Origin of the sequence: Nocardioides yefusunii (assembly GCF_004014875.1) — a bacterium.
Classification (GTDB): Bacteria; Actinomycetota; Actinomycetes; order Propionibacteriales; family Nocardioidaceae; genus Nocardioides; species Nocardioides yefusunii.
The window spans coordinates 40402-58199 of the sequence record NZ_CP034929.1 but is presented as its reverse complement, the minus strand read 5'-3'; the positions used below and the strand labels follow the sequence as shown (position 1 = coordinate 58199).

General features: G+C 65.2%; 14 protein-coding genes. 9 read left to right on the top strand and 5 right to left on the bottom strand.

Features of this window, described 5'->3' with window-relative positions; genetic code table 11:
• Window positions 1–28 precede the first annotated feature (28 nt).
• The 3 genes from EOV43_RS00230 to EOV43_RS00220 are packed head-to-tail and all read left to right on the top strand — an operon-like array spanning window position 29 to window position 3311.
• On the top strand, window positions 29–889 hold the full coding sequence (locus EOV43_RS00230) for an ARPP-1 family domain-containing protein (RefSeq protein WP_128219148.1): 861 nt from the start codon (window positions 29–31) through the stop codon (window positions 887–889).
• A 35-nt stretch (window positions 890–924) separates the two neighbouring features.
• Window positions 925–2445 carry an ADP-ribosylglycohydrolase family protein gene (locus EOV43_RS00225; RefSeq protein ID WP_206611355.1) on the top strand — a complete coding sequence of 507 codons (1521 nt, stop codon included), beginning with the start codon at window positions 925–927 and terminating at the stop codon, window positions 2443–2445.
• Window positions 2442–3311, top strand: coding sequence for a PHP domain-containing protein (locus tag EOV43_RS00220; RefSeq protein WP_128219146.1), 870 nt, complete (start codon window positions 2442–2444; stop codon window positions 3309–3311). Before EOV43_RS00225 ends, EOV43_RS00220 begins: the two co-directional genes overlap by 4 nt.
• 2 nt (window positions 3312–3313) lie before the next feature.
• On the opposite strand, the gene EOV43_RS00215 is transcribed toward EOV43_RS00220, so the two are convergent.
• The 5 genes from EOV43_RS00215 to queC all read right to left on the bottom strand — a co-directional run bounded on the left by EOV43_RS00215 (window position 3314) and on the right by queC (window position 6508).
• On the bottom strand, window positions 3314–3757 hold the full coding sequence (locus tag EOV43_RS00215; protein WP_206611354.1) for a hypothetical protein: 444 nt from the start codon (window positions 3755–3757) through the stop codon (window positions 3314–3316).
• 484 nt (window positions 3758–4241) lie between these two features.
• Window positions 4242–4817: a VUT family protein gene (locus EOV43_RS00210; protein ID WP_206611353.1), complete on the bottom strand. Its 576-nt coding sequence runs from the start codon at window positions 4815–4817 to the stop codon at window positions 4242–4244.
• A complete protein-coding gene (gene queD, locus EOV43_RS00205) occupies window positions 4810–5187 on the bottom strand; it encodes a 6-carboxytetrahydropterin synthase QueD (RefSeq protein WP_128219145.1) in 378 nt (125 codons plus the stop codon). The genes EOV43_RS00210 and queD overlap by 8 nt, the downstream gene beginning before the upstream one ends.
• A complete protein-coding gene (queE, locus tag EOV43_RS00200; protein ID WP_128219144.1) occupies window positions 5187–5822 on the bottom strand; it encodes a 7-carboxy-7-deazaguanine synthase in 636 nt (211 codons plus the stop codon). The genes queD and queE overlap by 1 nt, the downstream gene beginning before the upstream one ends.
• On the bottom strand, window positions 5822–6508 hold the full coding sequence (queC, locus tag EOV43_RS00195; protein ID WP_128219143.1) for a 7-cyano-7-deazaguanine synthase QueC: 687 nt from the start codon (window positions 6506–6508) through the stop codon (window positions 5822–5824). Before queC ends, queE begins: the two co-directional genes overlap by 1 nt.
• 980 nt (window positions 6509–7488) lie before the next feature.
• On the opposite strand from queC, the gene dbpB (EOV43_RS00190) reads away from it, so the two are divergent.
• The 6 genes from dbpB (EOV43_RS00190) (at window position 7489) to EOV43_RS00165 (ending at window position 17797) form a co-directional block, all read left to right on the top strand.
• Complete coding sequence (gene dbpB, locus EOV43_RS00190; protein ID WP_128219142.1) at window positions 7489–8622, top strand: DGQHR domain-containing protein DpdB; 1134 nt, start codon at window positions 7489–7491, stop codon at window positions 8620–8622.
• A complete protein-coding gene (gene dpdA, locus EOV43_RS00185; RefSeq protein ID WP_128219141.1) occupies window positions 8619–9875 on the top strand; it encodes a tRNA-guanine transglycosylase DpdA in 1257 nt (418 codons plus the stop codon). Before dbpB (EOV43_RS00190) ends, dpdA begins: the two co-directional genes overlap by 4 nt.
• Window positions 9868–10971, top strand: a complete 1104-nt coding sequence (gene dbpB, locus EOV43_RS00180) for a DGQHR domain-containing protein DpdB (RefSeq protein WP_128219140.1) — start codon at window positions 9868–9870, stop codon at window positions 10969–10971. The genes dpdA and dbpB (EOV43_RS00180) overlap by 8 nt, the downstream gene beginning before the upstream one ends.
• A 205-nt stretch (window positions 10972–11176) precedes the next feature.
• Complete coding sequence (gene dpdE / locus EOV43_RS00175) at window positions 11177–14398, top strand: protein DpdE (protein WP_277745798.1); 3222 nt, start codon at window positions 11177–11179, stop codon at window positions 14396–14398.
• Complete coding sequence (dpdF, locus tag EOV43_RS00170; protein WP_128219139.1) at window positions 14391–16958, top strand: protein DpdF; 2568 nt, start codon at window positions 14391–14393, stop codon at window positions 16956–16958. Before dpdE ends, dpdF begins: the two co-directional genes overlap by 8 nt.
• Complete coding sequence (locus tag EOV43_RS00165; protein ID WP_128219138.1) at window positions 16958–17797, top strand: hypothetical protein; 840 nt, start codon at window positions 16958–16960, stop codon at window positions 17795–17797. Before dpdF ends, EOV43_RS00165 begins: the two co-directional genes overlap by 1 nt.
• Window position 17798: the final 1 nt, after the last annotated feature.

Here is a 17798-nt window from a genome sequence, read left to right as displayed (position 1 = left end):
CCGACCGGATCGCAGAAGGAGGAACACCATGCTGAACGTGCACGTCGGCCAGGGCACGACCCGTGGCGCGCTGACCGTCTTCCCGCTCTGGAAGGAAGGCGCCGGTTTCGCCCGCCACACCCTGGCCACCGACCACCTGGAGATCGCCGAGACCGAGGGCAGCCCGCGGGTCGACACCCTCGTGGTCGGCAACCCCGGTGACCGCCCGACGTTGATCCTCGAGGGTCAGTTGTTCGAGGGCGGGTGGCAGCACCGGATGGCGACACGGCCGGTGGTGGTGGGCGTGCACCAGACGCTCGAGATCGACGTGGCCTGTGTCGAGCAGGGTCGGTGGACCGGTGCGACGGAGCAGAACTCCCGCGGCCGTCGAGTGACGCCGTGGATCCGCGAGTCGGTGCGCAGCGGCGGGAACGTCCAGCAGGAGGTCTGGGACCGGGTCGCGCAGCGCACCGCAGGGACCGACAACCCGACGCGGTCGTTCGTACGCCGCCTCGATTCCGAGCACGGTAGTGACTGGTCCGACCTGCGTCCGCTGCAGGGGCAGACCGGGATCCTGGTGGGGCTGGCCGGCCAGCCGTTGATGGCCGAGATGTTTGCCACCAGCACGGACCTGCGCCAGCAGATGCCGTCGATCCTCGACGCCGTCAGCATCGATGCTGCAGCGCTGCAGGACAGCGGCGCGCTCCTGCAGTCGACGCCGGAACGTCGCGCGGTGCGGTTCGTGCACCGCTTCACCCAGGTGCAGCGCAGCGGCCTGCGCCAGGCAGGTGTGGGCGTCGAGGAGAGCGGCCGGTCGCAGTACCTGGACGCGTCGGTGGTCCGCCTGCAGAACACGCCCGTCCACGTGCGGATGAGCAACGTCCGCCACCCCCTGCTCGCCGGCGTCTGAGCCGGGCTACCCACGATCCTGGAAGGAAATTGATGATGACGACGAACTTCACGAGCGCTCAACTCGACCGTGTGTGTGGTGTTCTGCTCGGCTCCGCGGCCGGGGACGCGTTGGGGGCCGGCTACGAGTTCGGCTCGGCGCCGTACTCGGGTCGGCCGGAGATGATCGGTGGCGGCCTGGGTGGGTTCGCTCCGGGCGAGTGGACCGACGACACCTCGCAGGCAATGGCGATCGCCAGGGTCGCAGCAACCGGCGCGGACCTGCGGGACGAGGCCGCGCTGGACGCCATCGCGGCAGGTTTCGCGGAGTGGTTCGCGGGCGGACCGTCCGACGTCGGGATCCAGACGTCGCAGGTGCTGCGGCTGGCCGGGCCTGACGCGTCGGCGGCGACGATGCGGGACGCAGCGCGGGCGGTGCACGAGCGCAGTGGCCGCAGCGCAGGGAACGGGTCGCTGATGCGGACGGCGCCGGTGGCGTTGGCTAACCTCGACGACCCGCAGGCGTTGGTGGAGGCTGCGTTGGCGGTGAGTGCGCTGACGCACCACGACCCCATGGCCGGCGAAGTTGCAGCACTGTGGTGCCTGATGATCCGTCACACCGTGCTGACGGGTGAGTTCCCGACGAGCGCGGAGGCCGTGACGGAACTGGAACACCACCTGGGCCGTACCGGGTGCGTGGACTGGCGGGCCCTGCTCAACGCCGCGGAGGAGTACGACCCGTCCGCATTCACCTCCAACGCGTGGGTGGTGGGAGCTCTGCAGGCCGCGTGGTCGGCGATCGTGCACACGCCCGTCCCCGGAGGTTCGACCGGCGACGTCCCGGACGGAATGCGTTGCCTGCACCTGCAGGACGCGCTGGCCACTGCGATCGGGATCGGGCACGACACCGACACCGTCGCCGCGATCGCCGGGGCGCTGCTGGGCGCGCGGTGGGGTGGCAGTGCCGTGCCGCAGGAGTGGCAGGAACTGCTGCACGGCTGGGGCATGACCGGGTCGCGTGGTGCCGCCGACCTGGTGCGGCTGGCGCTCTTGACCGCACAGGGCGGGAGGACCGCGACGCGTAGCGGCTGGCCGGCGTGCGAGCGGATGGAGTACCGCGGTTGGGGCGGCGAGGAGACGTTCGTGCCGCACCCCACCGTCGACGGGGTGTGGATCGGCGGAGCGTTGCCGGTCGAGAGCCTGCCCGCCCAGATCGACGCCGTGGTCAGCCTGTGCCGGATGGGCACCGCCCAGGTGCCTGAGGACGTGAGCAGTCACGTGGTGCGCCTCGTCGACACCGAGGCCGAGGACAACCCGAACCTCCACTTCGTCGTCGACGACGCGGCCCGCACGGTGCTCCGGCTGCGGGCGCAGGGCAGAGGCGTCTATCTGCACTGCGTGGCGTCGCACAGCCGGACACCGACGGTCGCGATCCGGGTGGCGGTGCTTGCGGGGGCGTCGTTGGAGGAGGCCACCCGCGCGGTGGTGGATGCTCTTCCTGCAGCGAACCCGCGGACGTTCTTGCGTCAGGCGTTGGAGGAGCTGTCGAAGGCTGACGAGACGAAGGACGACGCATGAGGATCGACCTGCACACCCACTCGCTGCGCAGCGACGGCTCGGACACGCCGCGTGCGCTGGTCGCGAAGGCGGCCGCGGCGGGTCTGGACGTGGTGGCGTTGACCGACCACGACACGGTCGCGGGGTGGGACGAGGCCGTTGCTGCGGGGGCCGAGTTCGGGGTGGCGGTGGTCTGCGGCATCGAGCTGTCGGTGACCGACGCCTTCGAGCGCGACGGCGTCCGGACGAGTGCGGGACGGCACCTGCTCGCCTACGGCGTCGACCCGACCGCGCCCGCGCTGGCCGAGATCCTGGCCCGGGCGGCGACGTCACGCGAGGACCGCGCCGAGGCTCTCTTCGCCCGGTTGGAGCAGAGCGGGCTGGGCGTGGACCGGGCTGCGGTGACGGCGTCGGCCGGTGGCATCCCGAGCCGCAAGCACGTCGCGGCCGGGATGGTCGCTGCCGGTCATGCGAGCAGTGACGACGACGCGTTCGCGCGGTTCCTCAACGAGGGCCGGGAGTTCCACGTCGAGCGGTACCGCCCGAGCGTCGAGGACGCGATCGCTGCCGTCCACGCTGCGGGCGGGGTCGCGGTGATCGCGCACCCGCGCGACACCAAACGCGGTGCAGGGGTCGACGACGTGCGTATGGCGCAACTGCGGGAGGCAGGGCTCGACGGCGTCGAGGTGGACCACCAGTCCCACGACGCCGCGACCCGCGCTGACCTGCGGGTTCTCGCCGGTCGGCTCGGGCTGTGGGTGACGGGTTCGAGTGACCACCACGGTGACCGGAAGGTCGATCATGACCTGGGCTGCAACCTGACCGACGTCGACCAGGCGCGGGGGTTGTTGGGCGACGCGTTCCCGGAGGCGTCGCACCAGGGCTGAGGTCAGCCCACCGTGACCAGGGTCGCTCGGGCGCGTTCGTACTTGGCGCGCAACTGGGCTGCCTTCTCCGGATCGACCTCGGCCAGGACCGGGTTGTCGGCGAGGTTCTGGGCGTTGTCGGCCAGCTTCACCAGACGTCCCAGCGGGTGAGCGGCGGCGCGGTCGATCAGCTCGTCGTAGGTCTGTCCCTCGACCTTGCTGACCGCGACGACGGCCTCGACGACGACGTCCGGGACGCCTGCCGTACGCAGGTCGTCGGTGGTGAGAACGGTGTCCTCCAGGACGTCGTGGAGCCACCCAGCCATGACGGCCTCCTCGCCGTGCTCGACGAGGCGCGCCGCGACACCGGCGAGGTGGTGGTCGAGGTAGGTGCGTGCCTGCTGGTCGACCTGACGACCGTGGGCTGCCTTGGCGAGGACCTTGCCCTGGTCGAGCGTGATCTTCATGCGTCTCTCCTGACCAGGGCGCGGGGCGTTCCCGCGTCCCGATCGGGAGCGTAGCGAGCAACTCCGACACGTTCTGCCACGACCATCGACGCTGCGTTCCTCCCCCCGGAGTTCCCGATTATCACCCTGGGTTGATGCCCCACGGCGTGTGGTCCGTGCAACCGCGTTGATTCTCTGCCCTATCGTTCGCTGCACGCGTTGGAGGTGACCCTTGACTCACAACACCGTTCCTGTCTGGACTCTCACGTCGTCCGAATCGACGTCCGTGCCCGCCCTTCCTCTTCGGAGTGGCCCGACGTCAGAATGGCTCACGTAACTGCGTAGGACTCTCTCTGCGCTCCGCGACTCTCTGGCGACACGTTCGGATCACTCGGGCAAGTCTCTGACGTCAATGGTGTCCTCAAAACGATTCCGCTGCACGCGGGACCATTCCGCGCCTACGTGACGCACTTCCACCTCACCCGCCGTCAGTTAGGCCGGCCAATCATGCATGGCGCCCACGACCAAGAAACCTACGGATGAGCATAAATACACACAGTGGAACGAAGGTCGCCCACAACACCTTTCCCAAGAACTGCCCACCCACTGTCTCTGCGGTGATGGGGAATCCCGCCAGAGAAAGAAACAACAGTGTGTCTACGGGCGCGGAGACCACGTTGGACACGATGGCACCCTGAACGAATCCCTTAGCGTTACGCACCGGGATGAACACCGCAAGGTCGATGAACTCAGCCGCAAGAAATGCGACGACCGAAGCGACCGCGAGAGCAGGCGAGGCGAGGAGCCAGGAGACTCCTCCCGCCAAAAGCACTGTACCGATGGCGATCCACCGGTTCCCGTATCGATGCACGAAGTCCCGCGCCAACAGCGCAAAGCCCGCCGCGTACGTCCCGGCCGTGACGTAGAGCCCAAATCCGACCGTCACCAACCCAAGGCGGTCGGTCACGATGTTGGCAGCCACGACAGCGGCGATGTACACGACAATGGCGAGAAGCAGTCTGCCCCACGCGAACGGCCCTGCCATACGCTTCGAGTCAGGCGCGGTGATGAATTCAGACATGCGAACCGCCCCCTACATAGCGAATCTCGGACGTGCAGGTCTCCTTTACCCTCACCTCTGACAACCCCGGCAGTTCCGCGATGAGTTCATTCCAGATCCAAACGGCGAGGTGTTCACTCGTGGGGTTGTCCAGTCCATCCACTTCGTTGAGGTAGCGATGGTCGAGTCGCTCGTCGAGTGGCGCCCAGGCAGACTTGAGATCACCAAAGTCCTGGACCCAACCAGTCTCCTCGCCTACAGTGCCGGCCACCCGGATCGCCACGCGGTAGGAGTGCCCGTGCAAGCGTCCACACTTGTGCCCCTCGGGGACGTTAGGCAGGTGGTGTGCCGCCTCGAAGGTGAACTCGCGAGCGATCTCGGCTGTGTACATCACGGAATCCCTAGGTACTTGTGGGTCTGGAGGCTGAGTTGCCATCGGGGGTTGTCGAGGCAGAACTTCACGGCTGCAGCCACGTTCTGCTCCAGTTTGGGGCCATCCATGGGTTGGACCCGCAAGTTCTCGAACTCGAGCGATTCGAACCTACGCGGGTCGACTCCCAGTTGCGGGTAGACGAACTTGAGTTCCTGGCCTTCTCGGACGACCAGATCTGACCCGATCTTCGGACTGACACACAGCCAGTCCACGCCCCCCGGAGGTGTGCGCGTGCCGTTCGTCTCAACCGCGACGTAGAACCCACGCGCGCGGACCGCAGCAACCGCTTTCGAGTCCAGTTGCAGCAGTGGTTCTCCCCCTGTGAACACAACCATCCGGTTGTCCCTGTCAGATTCAGGCCAGGCGACAAGGATCGCATCGGCTAAATCATCGGCAGTGGAGAACTTCCCTCCCCCCACACCATCCGTACCGACAAAGTCTGTGTCGCAAAACTGGCAGATCGCGCGCGCGCGGTCGGCCTCGCGCCCGGTCCACAGATTGCAGCTAGCAAATCTGCAGAACACGGCAGGGCGACCGGCATGTGCTCCCTCACCCTGGAGGGTGTAGAAGATTTCCTTGACTTTGTACGTCATCAGTCATTGACATAACTGATCGGATCACTGGTTCCGGCCTCTTCGAAGCCCTTGAGGCGGAGCAAGCAGGAGTCGCACTGCCTGCAGGATCGCCCCTGGTCGTCCGGGTCATAGCAGGACGAAGTGAGCCCGTAGTCCACCCCAAGCGACAAGCCCAGCGTCACGGTCTCGCCCTTCGTCTTATCGATCAGGGGAGTGTGGATCCGCACATGCTGGCCCTCGACACCTGCTCGCGTCGCAAGATTGGCCATGGCTTGGTAGGCCTTGATGTACTCGGGCCGGCAGTCCGGGTAACCCGAGTAGTCCATGGCGCTCACGCCGATGAAGATGTCGTTCGCCCCGATGGTCTCTGCGTACGCCAGAGCGAACGACAGGAACACAGTGTTGCGGGCCGGGACATACGTGATCGGGATGTCCTCGGCGACGTCGGCGACGGACGCGTGCTTCGGCACATCGATGTCAGAGGTGAGCGCAGAGCCACCGAAGACGCTGAGATCAATGTCGCAGACAACGTGGTTGGTTACTCCGAAGTGCTCCGCAACCCGACGCGCTGCCTCGAGTTCGACGACATGGCGCTGTCCGTAGCGAAAACTCAGCGCATGCGGGTCGTAGCCTGCACCCTTCGCGTAGGCCAGCACCGTCGTGGAGTCGAGTCCCCCACTCAAGAGGACTACCGCCTTGGCCATGTCGCCACCTTCCCAACTGCTGCACCCCGAGACCAGATCGTTTCGAGTAACTGTCGCGTACAGTAGGAACTGTACACTGACAGTTTTGAACCCGGAGCCCTAGACATGACCACGAAACTGACACTCCTGGTCACCTGCACCAACCGCAAGACGACTGCCACTTCTTCTGAACTGCAGGTGCGAAACCTCCCCGACGCCCCCCTCGAAGAGCGAGTGCGGCATTGGAATCAGCGTCTCGCCAGCGCTGGCACCAGGCGCCCCCTCCGCGAGCTCTACAAGGGCGAAGCATGGGCGCAAGTGAGGCAACTCGAGAAGACAGCGCGGGCATCAGGGTATGAACCCACGGTCGTCGTGGCATCGGCTGGCCTAGGATTGCGTGGGATCGACTACCCCTCCCCCGCCTACGCCGCCACCTTCAACCGACCTCACAAGGACGCAGTCGGTGACACGAATTCCGCGGCCAGTTCATGGTGGAAGCACCTCCATGACCAAGATTCAGAGCGACCCGCGTTGAAGGGGCCCATGCTCTGGGTGCTCTCACAGAGTTACTCGGCTGCTATCAGCCAGCACCTGTTGGCGTATGCAGACACCGCTGAACTCCTGGTATTTGGCGGATCCGATCACATCGCTCCTGCTCAACGCATGCCCTCCGACCGGTCCCTGCGCAGCAGTCTGGGGGGCACAGCCAATGGACTCAACCTGCGGATGGCAATCCGCTGGTTGGAATTGGCGGAGGATGGTGGCCTGTTCACGGCTGCGACTCGCGAACGCTGGAACGCGTGGGCGGCAGTGTCGCGCAGAACTGAGGTGCACGGACGCATGACTCTCTCCGACAGTGCCGTGCTCGACTTCATCGGTTCGCTGCGAAGCAGCGATCCCGGTATCCCCAAGACTCGAGCACTTCGACTCCTTCGGGACGCGGGCTACGCCTGTGAACAACGACGATTCAACACACTCTTCGAGCCGACAGGGGCACGCTCATGAGCGAACAATGGCTGGAGCGTCGCGCACTCAAAGTGCTCCAGAACGACACGGTGCCTCTGTACCTGTTCGCACTGGCCGCTGAGGAAGTCGATCTCATCGCGGACGTGGCGCGCGTGAGTCGGGATGAGGCTGGACGCCTCATCGGCTATCAGCGACCCGAGAAGCGGAAGCACGTCAAACAGATCCAGGACTATCTGGACTCCGATGAGGTCGTCTTCCCCAATGGACTCATTCTGGCCCTTCCCCCCGAGGTTCGTTTCAAGTCGAGTCGCGGCCCCAATTCCTCGGATGGCCTTTCGGTCTCTGGGACCCTCGAGATTCCTCTCAACAGCGTGTCAGGGACATTCCGACCGGCTTGGATTGTTGACGGCCAACAACGCAGTCTTGCTCTGTCCCGCACCAGGCATACCCGCCTTCCAGTGCCGATAGCCGGTTTCGTCACCGAGAACCTCGAACTCCAACGTGAGCAGTTCCTGCGTATCAACACGGTTCAGCCACTGCCAGCGGGACTTGTCACGGAACTACTGCCCGAGATCGCGCGAGTCCCTTCTCCACGTATGGCCACCCGGCAACTGCCCTCAGCTCTGGTCGACATGCTGAACCAGGATCCAGGTTCACCGTTCTATGGCCTCATTCGTCGAGCCTCCTCAACCGGCGAGGAGCGCAAGACCACCGTCGTCACTGATACGAGTCTCGTTGAGGCCTTGCGCGAGTCGATCGAGTCTCCCTCTGGGGCACTGTTCCCTTACCGAAACATCGCCACAGGCATGACTGACACCGCCGGGATCCGCAGTGCCTTGTTCGCCTACTGGGGAGCAGTGCGCGAGACCTTCCCAGAGGCGTGGGGACTGCCTCCCACCAAGTCCAGGCTCATGGGCGGCGTAGGAATCCGTTCCATGGGACGCCTGATGGACCGTGTACTGGCGCACGTGGACCCGCTCGGAAATGACGCAGGCGCAGAGATCCAGCAAGAATTAGCCCGTGTCTCGGAGTGCTGTCGCTGGACCGACGGCGTCTGGGAAGACCTCGGACTCGGATGGAACGACTTGCAGAACACCCCTCGCCACATCAGCGCACTCTCGAACGCTCTCATTCGTTCCTACCTCGCAGCACGGGCAGGCCATCGATGAGGTTCTACTTCCCCGATAGCCAAGACCTCGTCAGCCCAGCCTACGACTTCCTACGGGACGAGTACCCGCCGCACCGTGTGCGGCAACGGGACGATCTCTATGCCCACGAGGTGCTCGAGAAGGCGCCCTACCACGGAATCTTGGTCAGCAAGGCCATCGTCGATGGCTCCGTGAAGGGAGGCGGCAAATACACCGGCGCGCAGCGAGCTCGTCTTCAGCGGATGGGAGTGAACCGGTTCTTCCGCCTGCCCTCCAACGTCCTAACCTTGGGCGACAACGGAGCCTTCAACTACGTCGAAGAGGAGATCCCGCCAGTCACGGTTGCGGAGACACTCGACTTCTACGTCGAATCGGGGTTCGACGCCGGGATCAGCACTGACCATGTCATCTTCGGCTACGACGAAACCGCCCCCTTGGGCGACCCCGCCCCGGTCGAGTGGCAGGAACGCAGGGCCCTCACGTTGAGGCTCGCCGAAGAATTCATCAACTCCACGCAGGATCAAGGAGTCTCCCTGGACCCCGTCGGCGCTGCTCAAGGCTGGAGTCCCCAGAGTTACGCAGACAGTGTGCGCCGCTTGGAGGACTTGGGATACCGCCGCATCGCGCTGGGAGGCATGGTGCCGCTGAAGACGGCTCAGATCATCGACTGCCTCAAGGCGATCGATGACGATCGGCGCTCCCGTCCGGACGGGTGGCAGCCAGCAGAACTACATCTGCTTGGGATCACCCGAATTGATTCGATGGAAGAGTTCGCCGCGCTTGGCGTCACAAGCTTCGACAGCACCTCTTCCTTCAGGCAAGCCTTCATGGACGATCGTAAGAACTACCACATCGAGAACACCTCCTTCGTGGCTCTACGTGTGCCCCAGGTCGACGGTAATCCCACGTTGAAGCGAGCCATCCTGGCCGGGACCGTCTCTCAGAGTGAAGCCATCGCGGCCGAACGGGCTGTCCTCAAGGCCCTTCGCGCCTTTACTGGGGCACCCAACGAGGTGAGGGGTTGTTTGGACGTGCTGGGCGCGTATGAACAGATCTGCGGTTCCAAGAAGTCCTACTTGGATGCCTACGAACGCACACTCACAGCCGCACCTTGGCTCCACTGCTCGTGCACCCTATGCCGCAAGCACGGCATCGAAATCGCCATCTTCCGTGGGACCGAACGCAACAAGCGTCGTGGATTCCACAATCTCTCCGTCCTCGCCGACCGCATGGACTCCCTGTCCCTCCCTCAGAGAAAGTCCATCGATGACTGACCGCCACGACCTTCGACTCCCGGCACTCCAGATCAAGCAGGGCGAGCAGTACATCTACGCCTTCGGTGTCGACGGGAAGAGGGTGCATGACTTCACCGCCGTGAGTCGGGTGCACCGCGACGAAAAGAAGTTGGCTGGATACCAGCGTCCTGAGGTACGCACACACATCAGGGCGATCCGCCGCTACCTCGAGTCCGACAATGCAATGCTTCCTAACGCCATCGTCTTCGCTTTCGACGATCGCGTCCGCTTCGAGGCTCACACCACTTCCATGGCTGTGGACTACGTCCGTACTGGCGAACTCGTCATCCCCATCGATCCGTCTCTGCCTGAGTCCGAGCGACCCGCTTGGCTCGTGGACGGACAGCAACGCAGCGCAGCCATCCGCGACGCGGAGGTCGACCAGTTCGCCGTGGCCGCGGTCGGCTTCATTGCTCGCGGGGAGGCGGAGCAGCGATCCCAGTTCATTCTGGTCAACAACACCAAGCCACTCCCCAAGGGACTCATCCACGAACTCCTTCCGGACACCAAGGGACACCTCCCTACTGCATACGCCCGTAAGCAACTCCCCGCTGACGTCCTCTCGCGCCTCAACTTCGGGACTGCATTGATCGGCGAACCGTTCGCGGGAAGGATCGCCACCCCCACCGCTCCGGATGGCTACATCAAGGACAACAGTGTCCTCAAGATGATCGAAAACAGCCTCTACGACGGCGCTCTCTACCAGTACCGAAACCCCGTCGACGGCACAGGCGACATCGAAGCGATGGTTCTGCATCTCAACCTCTTCTGGACCGCTGTTCAGCACGTCTGGCCCGGAGAGTGGGAACTCCAACCTCGCAAATCGCGCCTGACTCACGGCGCCGGAATCCAGGCTCTGGGCTTCGTGATGGACCACCTGACCGAAGGAGTCCAAGCCAACGATCTGCCCTCTCTTGATCTGCTCGCTTCGCTCCGACGACTGCGTCCGCACTGCGCATGGACCAGTGGCACCTGGGGCTTTGGCGACGAGCAGGATCGACGCTGGAACGGAATCCAGAACACGCCCAGCGACATCCGCCTGTTGACCAAGCATCTCCTCAAGCACGTGAACTGAGTAGGACTCCGGGACAACGAGTTCGCTCCTTTCGCCCTCCCGGCCACTGACCCCGTCTGCGGAGATCGACCGCAGGCGTCACGTAACAAGCCTCCTCTAATGATTCCGGGCCTCACCCGTCATGAACCGAGATGAACGACTACATTGAGGCTTCAACAAGGATCGACACCAGGGGGTTCAAGTGGCCGGGAATATCTCTGTCGGAATGTTGGTCCGGTTCGACGGCGCACCAAGCATCGGTCGCGTTGCGGAGTTCAACGATGGTAAGGCCCGTGTTGACTTCTTCGAATCACCGGCCGAACCCGTGGCGCACTCCCAGTGGGTCCCCGCCGATTCTCTGCGCAGGTGCATGCTGACCAAGCAAACTCGCGTGTTCCTGCAGGACGGCCATAACCGTTGGCGCGCCGGGCGCATCATCGAGGGCGACGGCGACTCCTACAGGATTCGAATTCCCGACATTGCGGTAGACACCGAGTGGCCCGAACACCGACTGCACGTGCGGTGGGACAAGCCGCCCAAGGACACACTGCAGGTTCTGCTATCCGGAGCCAACGAGAGTGCGCGATACCAGGACGTACGAGAGCCGGTCCGGAGACTGCTCGCTGCTGAACGCGCGGCCACCGGGTCTGCTACCGCCATCGGTTCGTCAGCCATCCGTATCCATGCCCACCAAATCAACGCAGCCCTGCGCATCATCCGAGATCCAATCCAGCGCTACCTGCTCGCAGACGAAGTGGGCATGGGTAAGACCATTCAGGCTGGCTTGGTGATGCGCCAGACCCTGCTGGATTCCCCCGGGCGTCGTATCGGCGTGCTTGTCCCCGACGCCCTCGTCGGGCAATGGCGCGCCGAGTTGCGAGACAAGTTCCTGGTCGACGACTTCCCCACGGATGCCGGCGAGTCCCCGGTCACGATCCTGGGCCACAACCAGGTCGGCCGGTGGCACGAGTTTGGCGACCTCGACATGCTCGTCGTCGACGAGGTCCACCTGCTCTCACGCACCACGACGCCTGACGAGCCGCGCTACGCGCGCCTGGTCGAACTGGCCCACGCGACGCCGCGCCTGCTGATGCTCACGGCCACCCCGTTCGCCAAGGAGACGACCAGCCACCTCGCCCTGCTCCACCTCCTCGACCCCGACTTGTTCTCCTGGGACGACGTCGACGCCTTCGAGCGCCTGCTGGAGTCGCGTCACGCACTGGCCCGCAGCGTCTTCGGCCTCGACGAGGAGCCCTACCCGGAGTACCCGGAACTGCTACAGAGCCAGTTCGACGACATCCTCGCGCACGTCCCCGACGACGAGCACCTTAAGGAGTCGATGGCCCGCGCGATGGCACTGTTCGGCCCCGAGGGCACTCCTCCCGAGGCGGTCGACACCGAGGCCCTCAAGTTCGCCGTGGCAACCGTTCGAGCCCACGTCTCGGAGACCTACCGCCTCCACCACCGGGTGATCCGCAACCGGCGCCACCAGATCGCTCAGCAGCAACTCGACGACGCCGGACTTCTGACACCCTTTGAGTTTACTGGCCGCAAGCGGCCCGTCGGGTCCCGTCAGGAGAACGACGAGATGAACTTGTGCAACCTGGCCATCACCCGATGGGCCTCGAGGTGCGCGGATGCCGTGGTCGACCTGGGCGTCACCCCCGAGGAGTACGTGCCCGTCTTCCAGGTGCTGTTCTCCCGCTCGAACGGCCCCGTAGACGACCTGATCGCCACGTTGGGCCACCGTCTCGGCACGGAGGACGCGACCTCCGCGGCACTTCTCCCCCACGAACTAGCGGCTCTCGAGTCCGCTCCGGTGCTCCCCTTTGAGGCGCAGATCCTCAACGACCTCCGCGCTGTACGTGACAGCGGAGCCCTGCAGGCGATCGCGGAGTGCATCGCCCAACGGTCCCCGGCCCGACTGCGCAGTGTGGTGTTCTGCGGCCCCGGCTCGCTCGCCCGGGCCTTGGTCGAGGAGTTGCCCAGCCACTCCGGTGCCCCGGTGCTCAGCCACCTGAACTCCCAGAGCGAGGAGGCGCGTGAGGAGGCAGTACGGGCGTGGATCCGCTCCGGCGGCATCCTGGTCGCCGACGAGAGCGGTGACGTTGGCCGCAACATGCAGGCGGCCCAGGCGGCGTTCCACCTGCGTCTCCCCCCCGTTCCGAACGCACTCGAGCAACGCATCGGTCGCATCGACCGGTACGGTCGTGAAGGTGCGGCCAAGCAGGTCGTGGTCACTGACTACGACGCACAGAGCGTCTTCACCGCCTGGCTGCTCTCCTTGGTCAAGGCCTTCGAGATCTTCGACGCCTCCGTCTCGACCCTGCAGGAAGTGGTCGATGACCTGACAACGCAGGTGTGGACCGCGGTGCTGGACCAGGGCGTCGAGGCGGCGGAGCAGATGCGCGAGTCCATCGTCGACGAACTCACGAAGGAGCGTCGTCGGATCAACGAACTCGACGCGCTCGAATCCTCCTATGGAGCCGGTGGTCTGGGTCAGGAACTCGCCACCTCAATCGCTGCGCACGAGGACCGGCACGAGGAGATCGAGGCAGCATTCCGTGCCCTCCTCGAGGGCGTCGAGGGCTTCCATCTCGCGGCCCGGGAGAACCCTGACGGCAGCGTTACCTTCGGACGCGACCCCTACGCCGCTCCCCTGCTCAACGAGCGCCAACTCGGCATGTTGCTGCACCCCCCGTCTGCGGCGACCGGCCACTTCGACCGGTGGCGTGTGCAGCCCGGACGTTCCCTGTTCCGCCGGGGCAACCCGTTCGTGGACGCGATCGAACGACTCCTCGACGTCGACGACCGCGGTCAGGCGAGCGTGTTGTGGCGGTACAACCCGACCGGGCCCAGCGACCCCCTGCCCTACTTCGGGTTCGACTTCGTGATCGAGGCCGACGTCTCCCAGGCGCTCGCCCTGTGCGACGACTCCGTGGACGCCCTCTCGATCGTGCGTCGTCGGGCCGACTCCGCCCTGCCGCCGCAGCGCCACCGCATCTGGGTGCCTGCCACTCATGCGACAGCGATCGAGGACCCGGGGTTCGCGGAGTACCTGAACAAGCCGGTCAGCGAATCCACCGGGGTGAAGAGCATCAAGGGCAAACTCAACTCCGTCCTGTACTCGGTCTTCGGCAACCAGGACACCTTGGAGAGCACGTCCCGTGCCTCCCTCGAGGTCGCCACCGCTCACGTGGAACAACTCTCCGGAGTGCGCCAGGCCTCCGAGTGCGCCGTGCAGCAGGTGGCACTGGAGACCGAGTTGCTGCGTGCACGCAGCAACGCACGCAGCCAGGCAGGAACCCTGGTGGCCGATCCTCGTGCCCTGGAGTTGGAGATCGCCCTCGGAGAGGCGATCCAGGAGGGTGTCGCCTCCCCCATCGTGCGCATGACCGGCGCACGGGTCGTGATCGTTTCGAGGGAGTCTTACGCCGACCATGTCTGAGCACGACCTCTCCGTCCTGCAGAACGCGTTGCAGGCGTGGCCCACTCCTGCGCACCTCGAGGCACACCACAGGATCAGCGACGTCTGTCGTCGTGCCCTGGACGCCATGCACGGTCTCACCCTGGGCGAGTCGGGATGGCTTGACGTGACCGCACTGGTCCGGCAGGTGTTGCTCATCCAGGGCGTCACCTACGGCGGCGCGCCGTCCTTGGTCGTGCCCTCCGAAGCCCCCTGGCCCACGGCTGATCAGTGGCGCGACACGGGGTGTGACGTGTCGTCGTTGGCGAACGCGCGCCTGCGGGTCACCGCCGAACTCTGGGCCCCTCCGACCTCCTCGCCGGAGGAGCAGGAGGCAGCCGAGGAGCAGGTCCGTGAGGTCTACCGGGACCTCGATCCGACCTGGTCGAACCAGATTCCCAGCGACCCCTTCTGGCGGGCGGCCCACCCCGACTTCGGTGCCTACCGCGGCGAACCCCAACGGCAGGCCGCACGGGCCGCCGCCCTCAACGACGGCGGATCGCTGATGGTCGCCTTGCCCACGGGGCGTGGCAAGACCGCCGTTGCGTGGACGACCATGTTGATGTCCCACACGGGCGTGACCGTGGTGATCGTCCCGACCGTGGTCCTGGCCCTCGACATGGAGCGCCGCACCATCGACCTGGAGAGGTCGACGAGTCGGGTGCTGAGTCCGGTGCACCGCTTCGCCTACATCGGTGCGATGTCGGCGGAGACGAAGAAGGAACTGCGCGCCGCCATCCGAACCGGCAGCCAGCGCATCGTCTACACCTCGCCCGAGGCGTTCGTCCAGGGCCTCTCCGACGCCGTCATCACCGCTGCCAAGAAGGGACTGCTCCAGCAGGTCGTAGTGGACGAGGCCCATCTGGTCGATCAGTGGGGAACCGAGTTCCGTCCCGAGTTCCAGATGGTTCCGGGTGTCCTGAACGCGGCCTACGACGCGGCCCCGGACGACCTCAAACCCTCCACGTTGCTCCTCAGCGCCACACTCGCCCAGCGTTCGGTGGACGTCCTCGAGTCCCTATTCTCCAAGCCCGAACGCCCCATGGACGTGGTGTGGGGCACCGAACTCCGGACCGAACCGTCCTACTTCTTCAGCAACCACCCCTCCGAGGAGGAGCGCACCGCTGCCGCCCTGAAGGGGGTCACACTCCTTCCCCGGCCGCTGATCCTCTATACGACGAAGGTCGAGGACGCCGAGCAGTGGGCCGACCGTCTGCGCGCGACTGGCCTGCAGCGGGTCGCGGCGATCACCGGCAAGTCGTCCGACGAGGAACGGCGTTCAGTGATGGAACGGTGGCGTGGCGAAAAGCCCGACGGGACGCCGACCGCGACGACGTTGGACGTCGTGGTGGGCACCTCAGCCTTCGGTCTCGGACTCGACATGTCGAATGTACGCACCGTGATTCACGCCTGTGTCCCCGAGACGATCGACCGCTACTACCAGGAGGTGGGCCGCGGCGGCCGTGACGGTCGTCCCACCCTCGGGTACCTCGCGCAGGCTCCCGACGACATGCACATCGCCGAGAACCTGAACTCCATCAAAGTGATCGGCGACGAGTTGGGGTGGGCGCGCTGGGAGGCGATGCTCAACCAGTCCACGCCGGTGCTGGGCGGCTCGCGTCTGCGCATTAAGCGTTCATCCTTACCGGCGCACCTCAACGAGGGTTACGACCAGCACAACGCGTGGAACCTGCGCACCCTGCTGCTCGTCACCCTGGCCGGTGCGATCACGCTGCGGGCACCGCAACCGGATATCCCCGAGGGCATCACCCCCGAGGAGCGTTCCGCCCTGCTGGACGAGTACTACGAGCAGGCCCCGGACGCCATCGACATCGTCCTGCAGGACGGAACCCTGATGCAACCGGAGGCCTGGAAGAAGGCGGCCCACGCGGTCCGTCAACAGATCCAGCAGGCACAGACGAAGTCACTCGTGGCCATGCAGAAGGTGCTCGCGCAGACGACCTGCGTGGGACGCACCATCGCCCAGCACTACGCTGTGACGTTCGACGGCGCGAGGTTCCACGTCAGCGCCGCCTGCCGAGGGTGCCCGTCCTGTCGGCGTGACCCCTCGTCGTCCCCCGGAACGTCTCCGGCCGAACCTGCTCCCCCGCTCCCGACCTCCCGCACCGCCACCGACCGGATGGCGCCCTGGCGAGGTGGTCAGGGTTGGATGTTCATCTCGTACGCCCCCGGCGACAGGTTGGACGACCTGTTCGCCCGCATGGCTGAACGTGGCCTGAACGTGTGGCGGGTGGACCTCGAGACGGCAGAACGCCTGCAGCGCAACGTCCCGACCATCCCTGTGGTGTGGGACGACCCCGAGCCCGGCTTTTCCCCCCTCGAATTTCACCCGGGCCCTTTGGTGGCCGTAGTCCACTCCGATGAAGTCCCGAAGAGGGTGTGGGAGCGCATCTCCACCGGGCTCCCCACGTACCTGATAGGGCCCGAGACCCTGCGCAACCCCAGTCGCCCAGACTCGTTACTGCGTGACGTCTCCGAGGGCACCTACGCCTCGGCCAAGTCTCTACTGAAGGGCATGTAATGGATCTCCTGAACCCAAATCCGAGTGCGGTGCTGCCCCAGGCAATGTGGCTGCTGCATTCCGCGGCGTCGGCTCATGCCGGCCTCACCCGGGAGTCGCTTCTCGACCTTGTGCTGCCAAAGACCTACCACCATGTCGCCCCCTCGAACGGACACCACGTCAGGGCTGCTTTCACCGCCCTACAGAAATTGGGCCTCTTCACCGTCGACGACGGTGTGGTCACTGCCCTCCAGGTCGAGGACCACACGGTGTTCATCCGTCACCTGCGCCACCGCCTCATCCACCCTGCCGACACCTTCGGTCCCGACCATGAAGGGGCTCCCTCTCTCGTCCGAGGACTGCGGTGGCTTCTAAAGCAACCCCCCGCAAAGGCACTTCACTACAGCACCGACATTGAGGTGAAAACAGACGAAGAGACTCGCAACACCTTGAAGAACAAAGAGCGATGGAACATCTTCCGCCCGTGGTGCTACGCGCTCGGATTCGGTCACCCTGCGCTGAGTCTTGTGGACAAGAACAACTCTGATACCAAGATCATGGCGGACCCCACCCCAGCCGTGGTCGACGTGATCTGGCACCCGTTCGGGGAACCCCTGCCCCGTGACACGCAGATCCCCATCTCGCAACTGCTCGACTTCCTGCGCCGGGAGTTGCCCGTCCTGCCTGACGGCACCGGCGAACCCCGCGAACTTCACGCCCTCGGCCACGCCCTCCTCGCCGCTGCCCGGCAAGGTGTACTAGACCTCGCGTATGAGTCCGACGCCCCTTCCAACTTGGCCCTTCCGTACGCCAAGGCCGGCGAGACCCCCCTCGTCTCCGCCGTCACGATCAGGAAGTGAA

Excerpts from the sequence above, each read along its gene's own strand:
- dbpB (WP_128219142.1), top strand. The coding sequence starts at position 7,489 with ATGAGCGAACAATGGCTGGAGCGTCGCGCACTCAAAGTGCTCCAGAAC.
- dpdE (WP_277745798.1), top strand. The coding sequence starts at position 11,177 with ATGTTGGTCCGGTTCGACGGCGCACCAAGCATCGGTCGCGTTGCGGAG.
- EOV43_RS00220 (WP_128219146.1), top strand. The coding sequence starts at position 2,442 with ATGAGGATCGACCTGCACACCCACTCGCTGCGCAGCGACGGCTCGGAC.
- queD (WP_128219145.1), bottom strand. The coding sequence starts at position 5,187 with ATGTACACAGCCGAGATCGCTCGCGAGTTCACCTTCGAGGCGGCACAC.
- dpdF (WP_128219139.1), top strand. The coding sequence starts at position 14,391 with ATGTCTGAGCACGACCTCTCCGTCCTGCAGAACGCGTTGCAGGCGTGG.
- EOV43_RS00215 (WP_206611354.1), bottom strand. The coding sequence starts at position 3,757 with ATGAAGATCACGCTCGACCAGGGCAAGGTCCTCGCCAAGGCAGCCCAC.
- queC (WP_128219143.1), bottom strand. The coding sequence starts at position 6,508 with ATGGCCAAGGCGGTAGTCCTCTTGAGTGGGGGACTCGACTCCACGACG.
- EOV43_RS00230 (WP_128219148.1), top strand. The coding sequence starts at position 29 with ATGCTGAACGTGCACGTCGGCCAGGGCACGACCCGTGGCGCGCTGACC.
- EOV43_RS00225 (WP_206611355.1), top strand. The coding sequence starts at position 925 with ATGACGACGAACTTCACGAGCGCTCAACTCGACCGTGTGTGTGGTGTT.
- queE (WP_128219144.1), bottom strand. The coding sequence starts at position 5,822 with ATGACGTACAAAGTCAAGGAAATCTTCTACACCCTCCAGGGTGAGGGA.
- EOV43_RS00165 (WP_128219138.1), top strand. The coding sequence starts at position 16,958 with ATGGATCTCCTGAACCCAAATCCGAGTGCGGTGCTGCCCCAGGCAATG.
- EOV43_RS00210 (WP_206611353.1), bottom strand. The coding sequence starts at position 4,817 with ATGTCTGAATTCATCACCGCGCCTGACTCGAAGCGTATGGCAGGGCCG.
- dbpB (WP_128219140.1), top strand. The coding sequence starts at position 9,868 with ATGACTGACCGCCACGACCTTCGACTCCCGGCACTCCAGATCAAGCAG.
- dpdA (WP_128219141.1), top strand. The coding sequence starts at position 8,619 with ATGAGGTTCTACTTCCCCGATAGCCAAGACCTCGTCAGCCCAGCCTAC.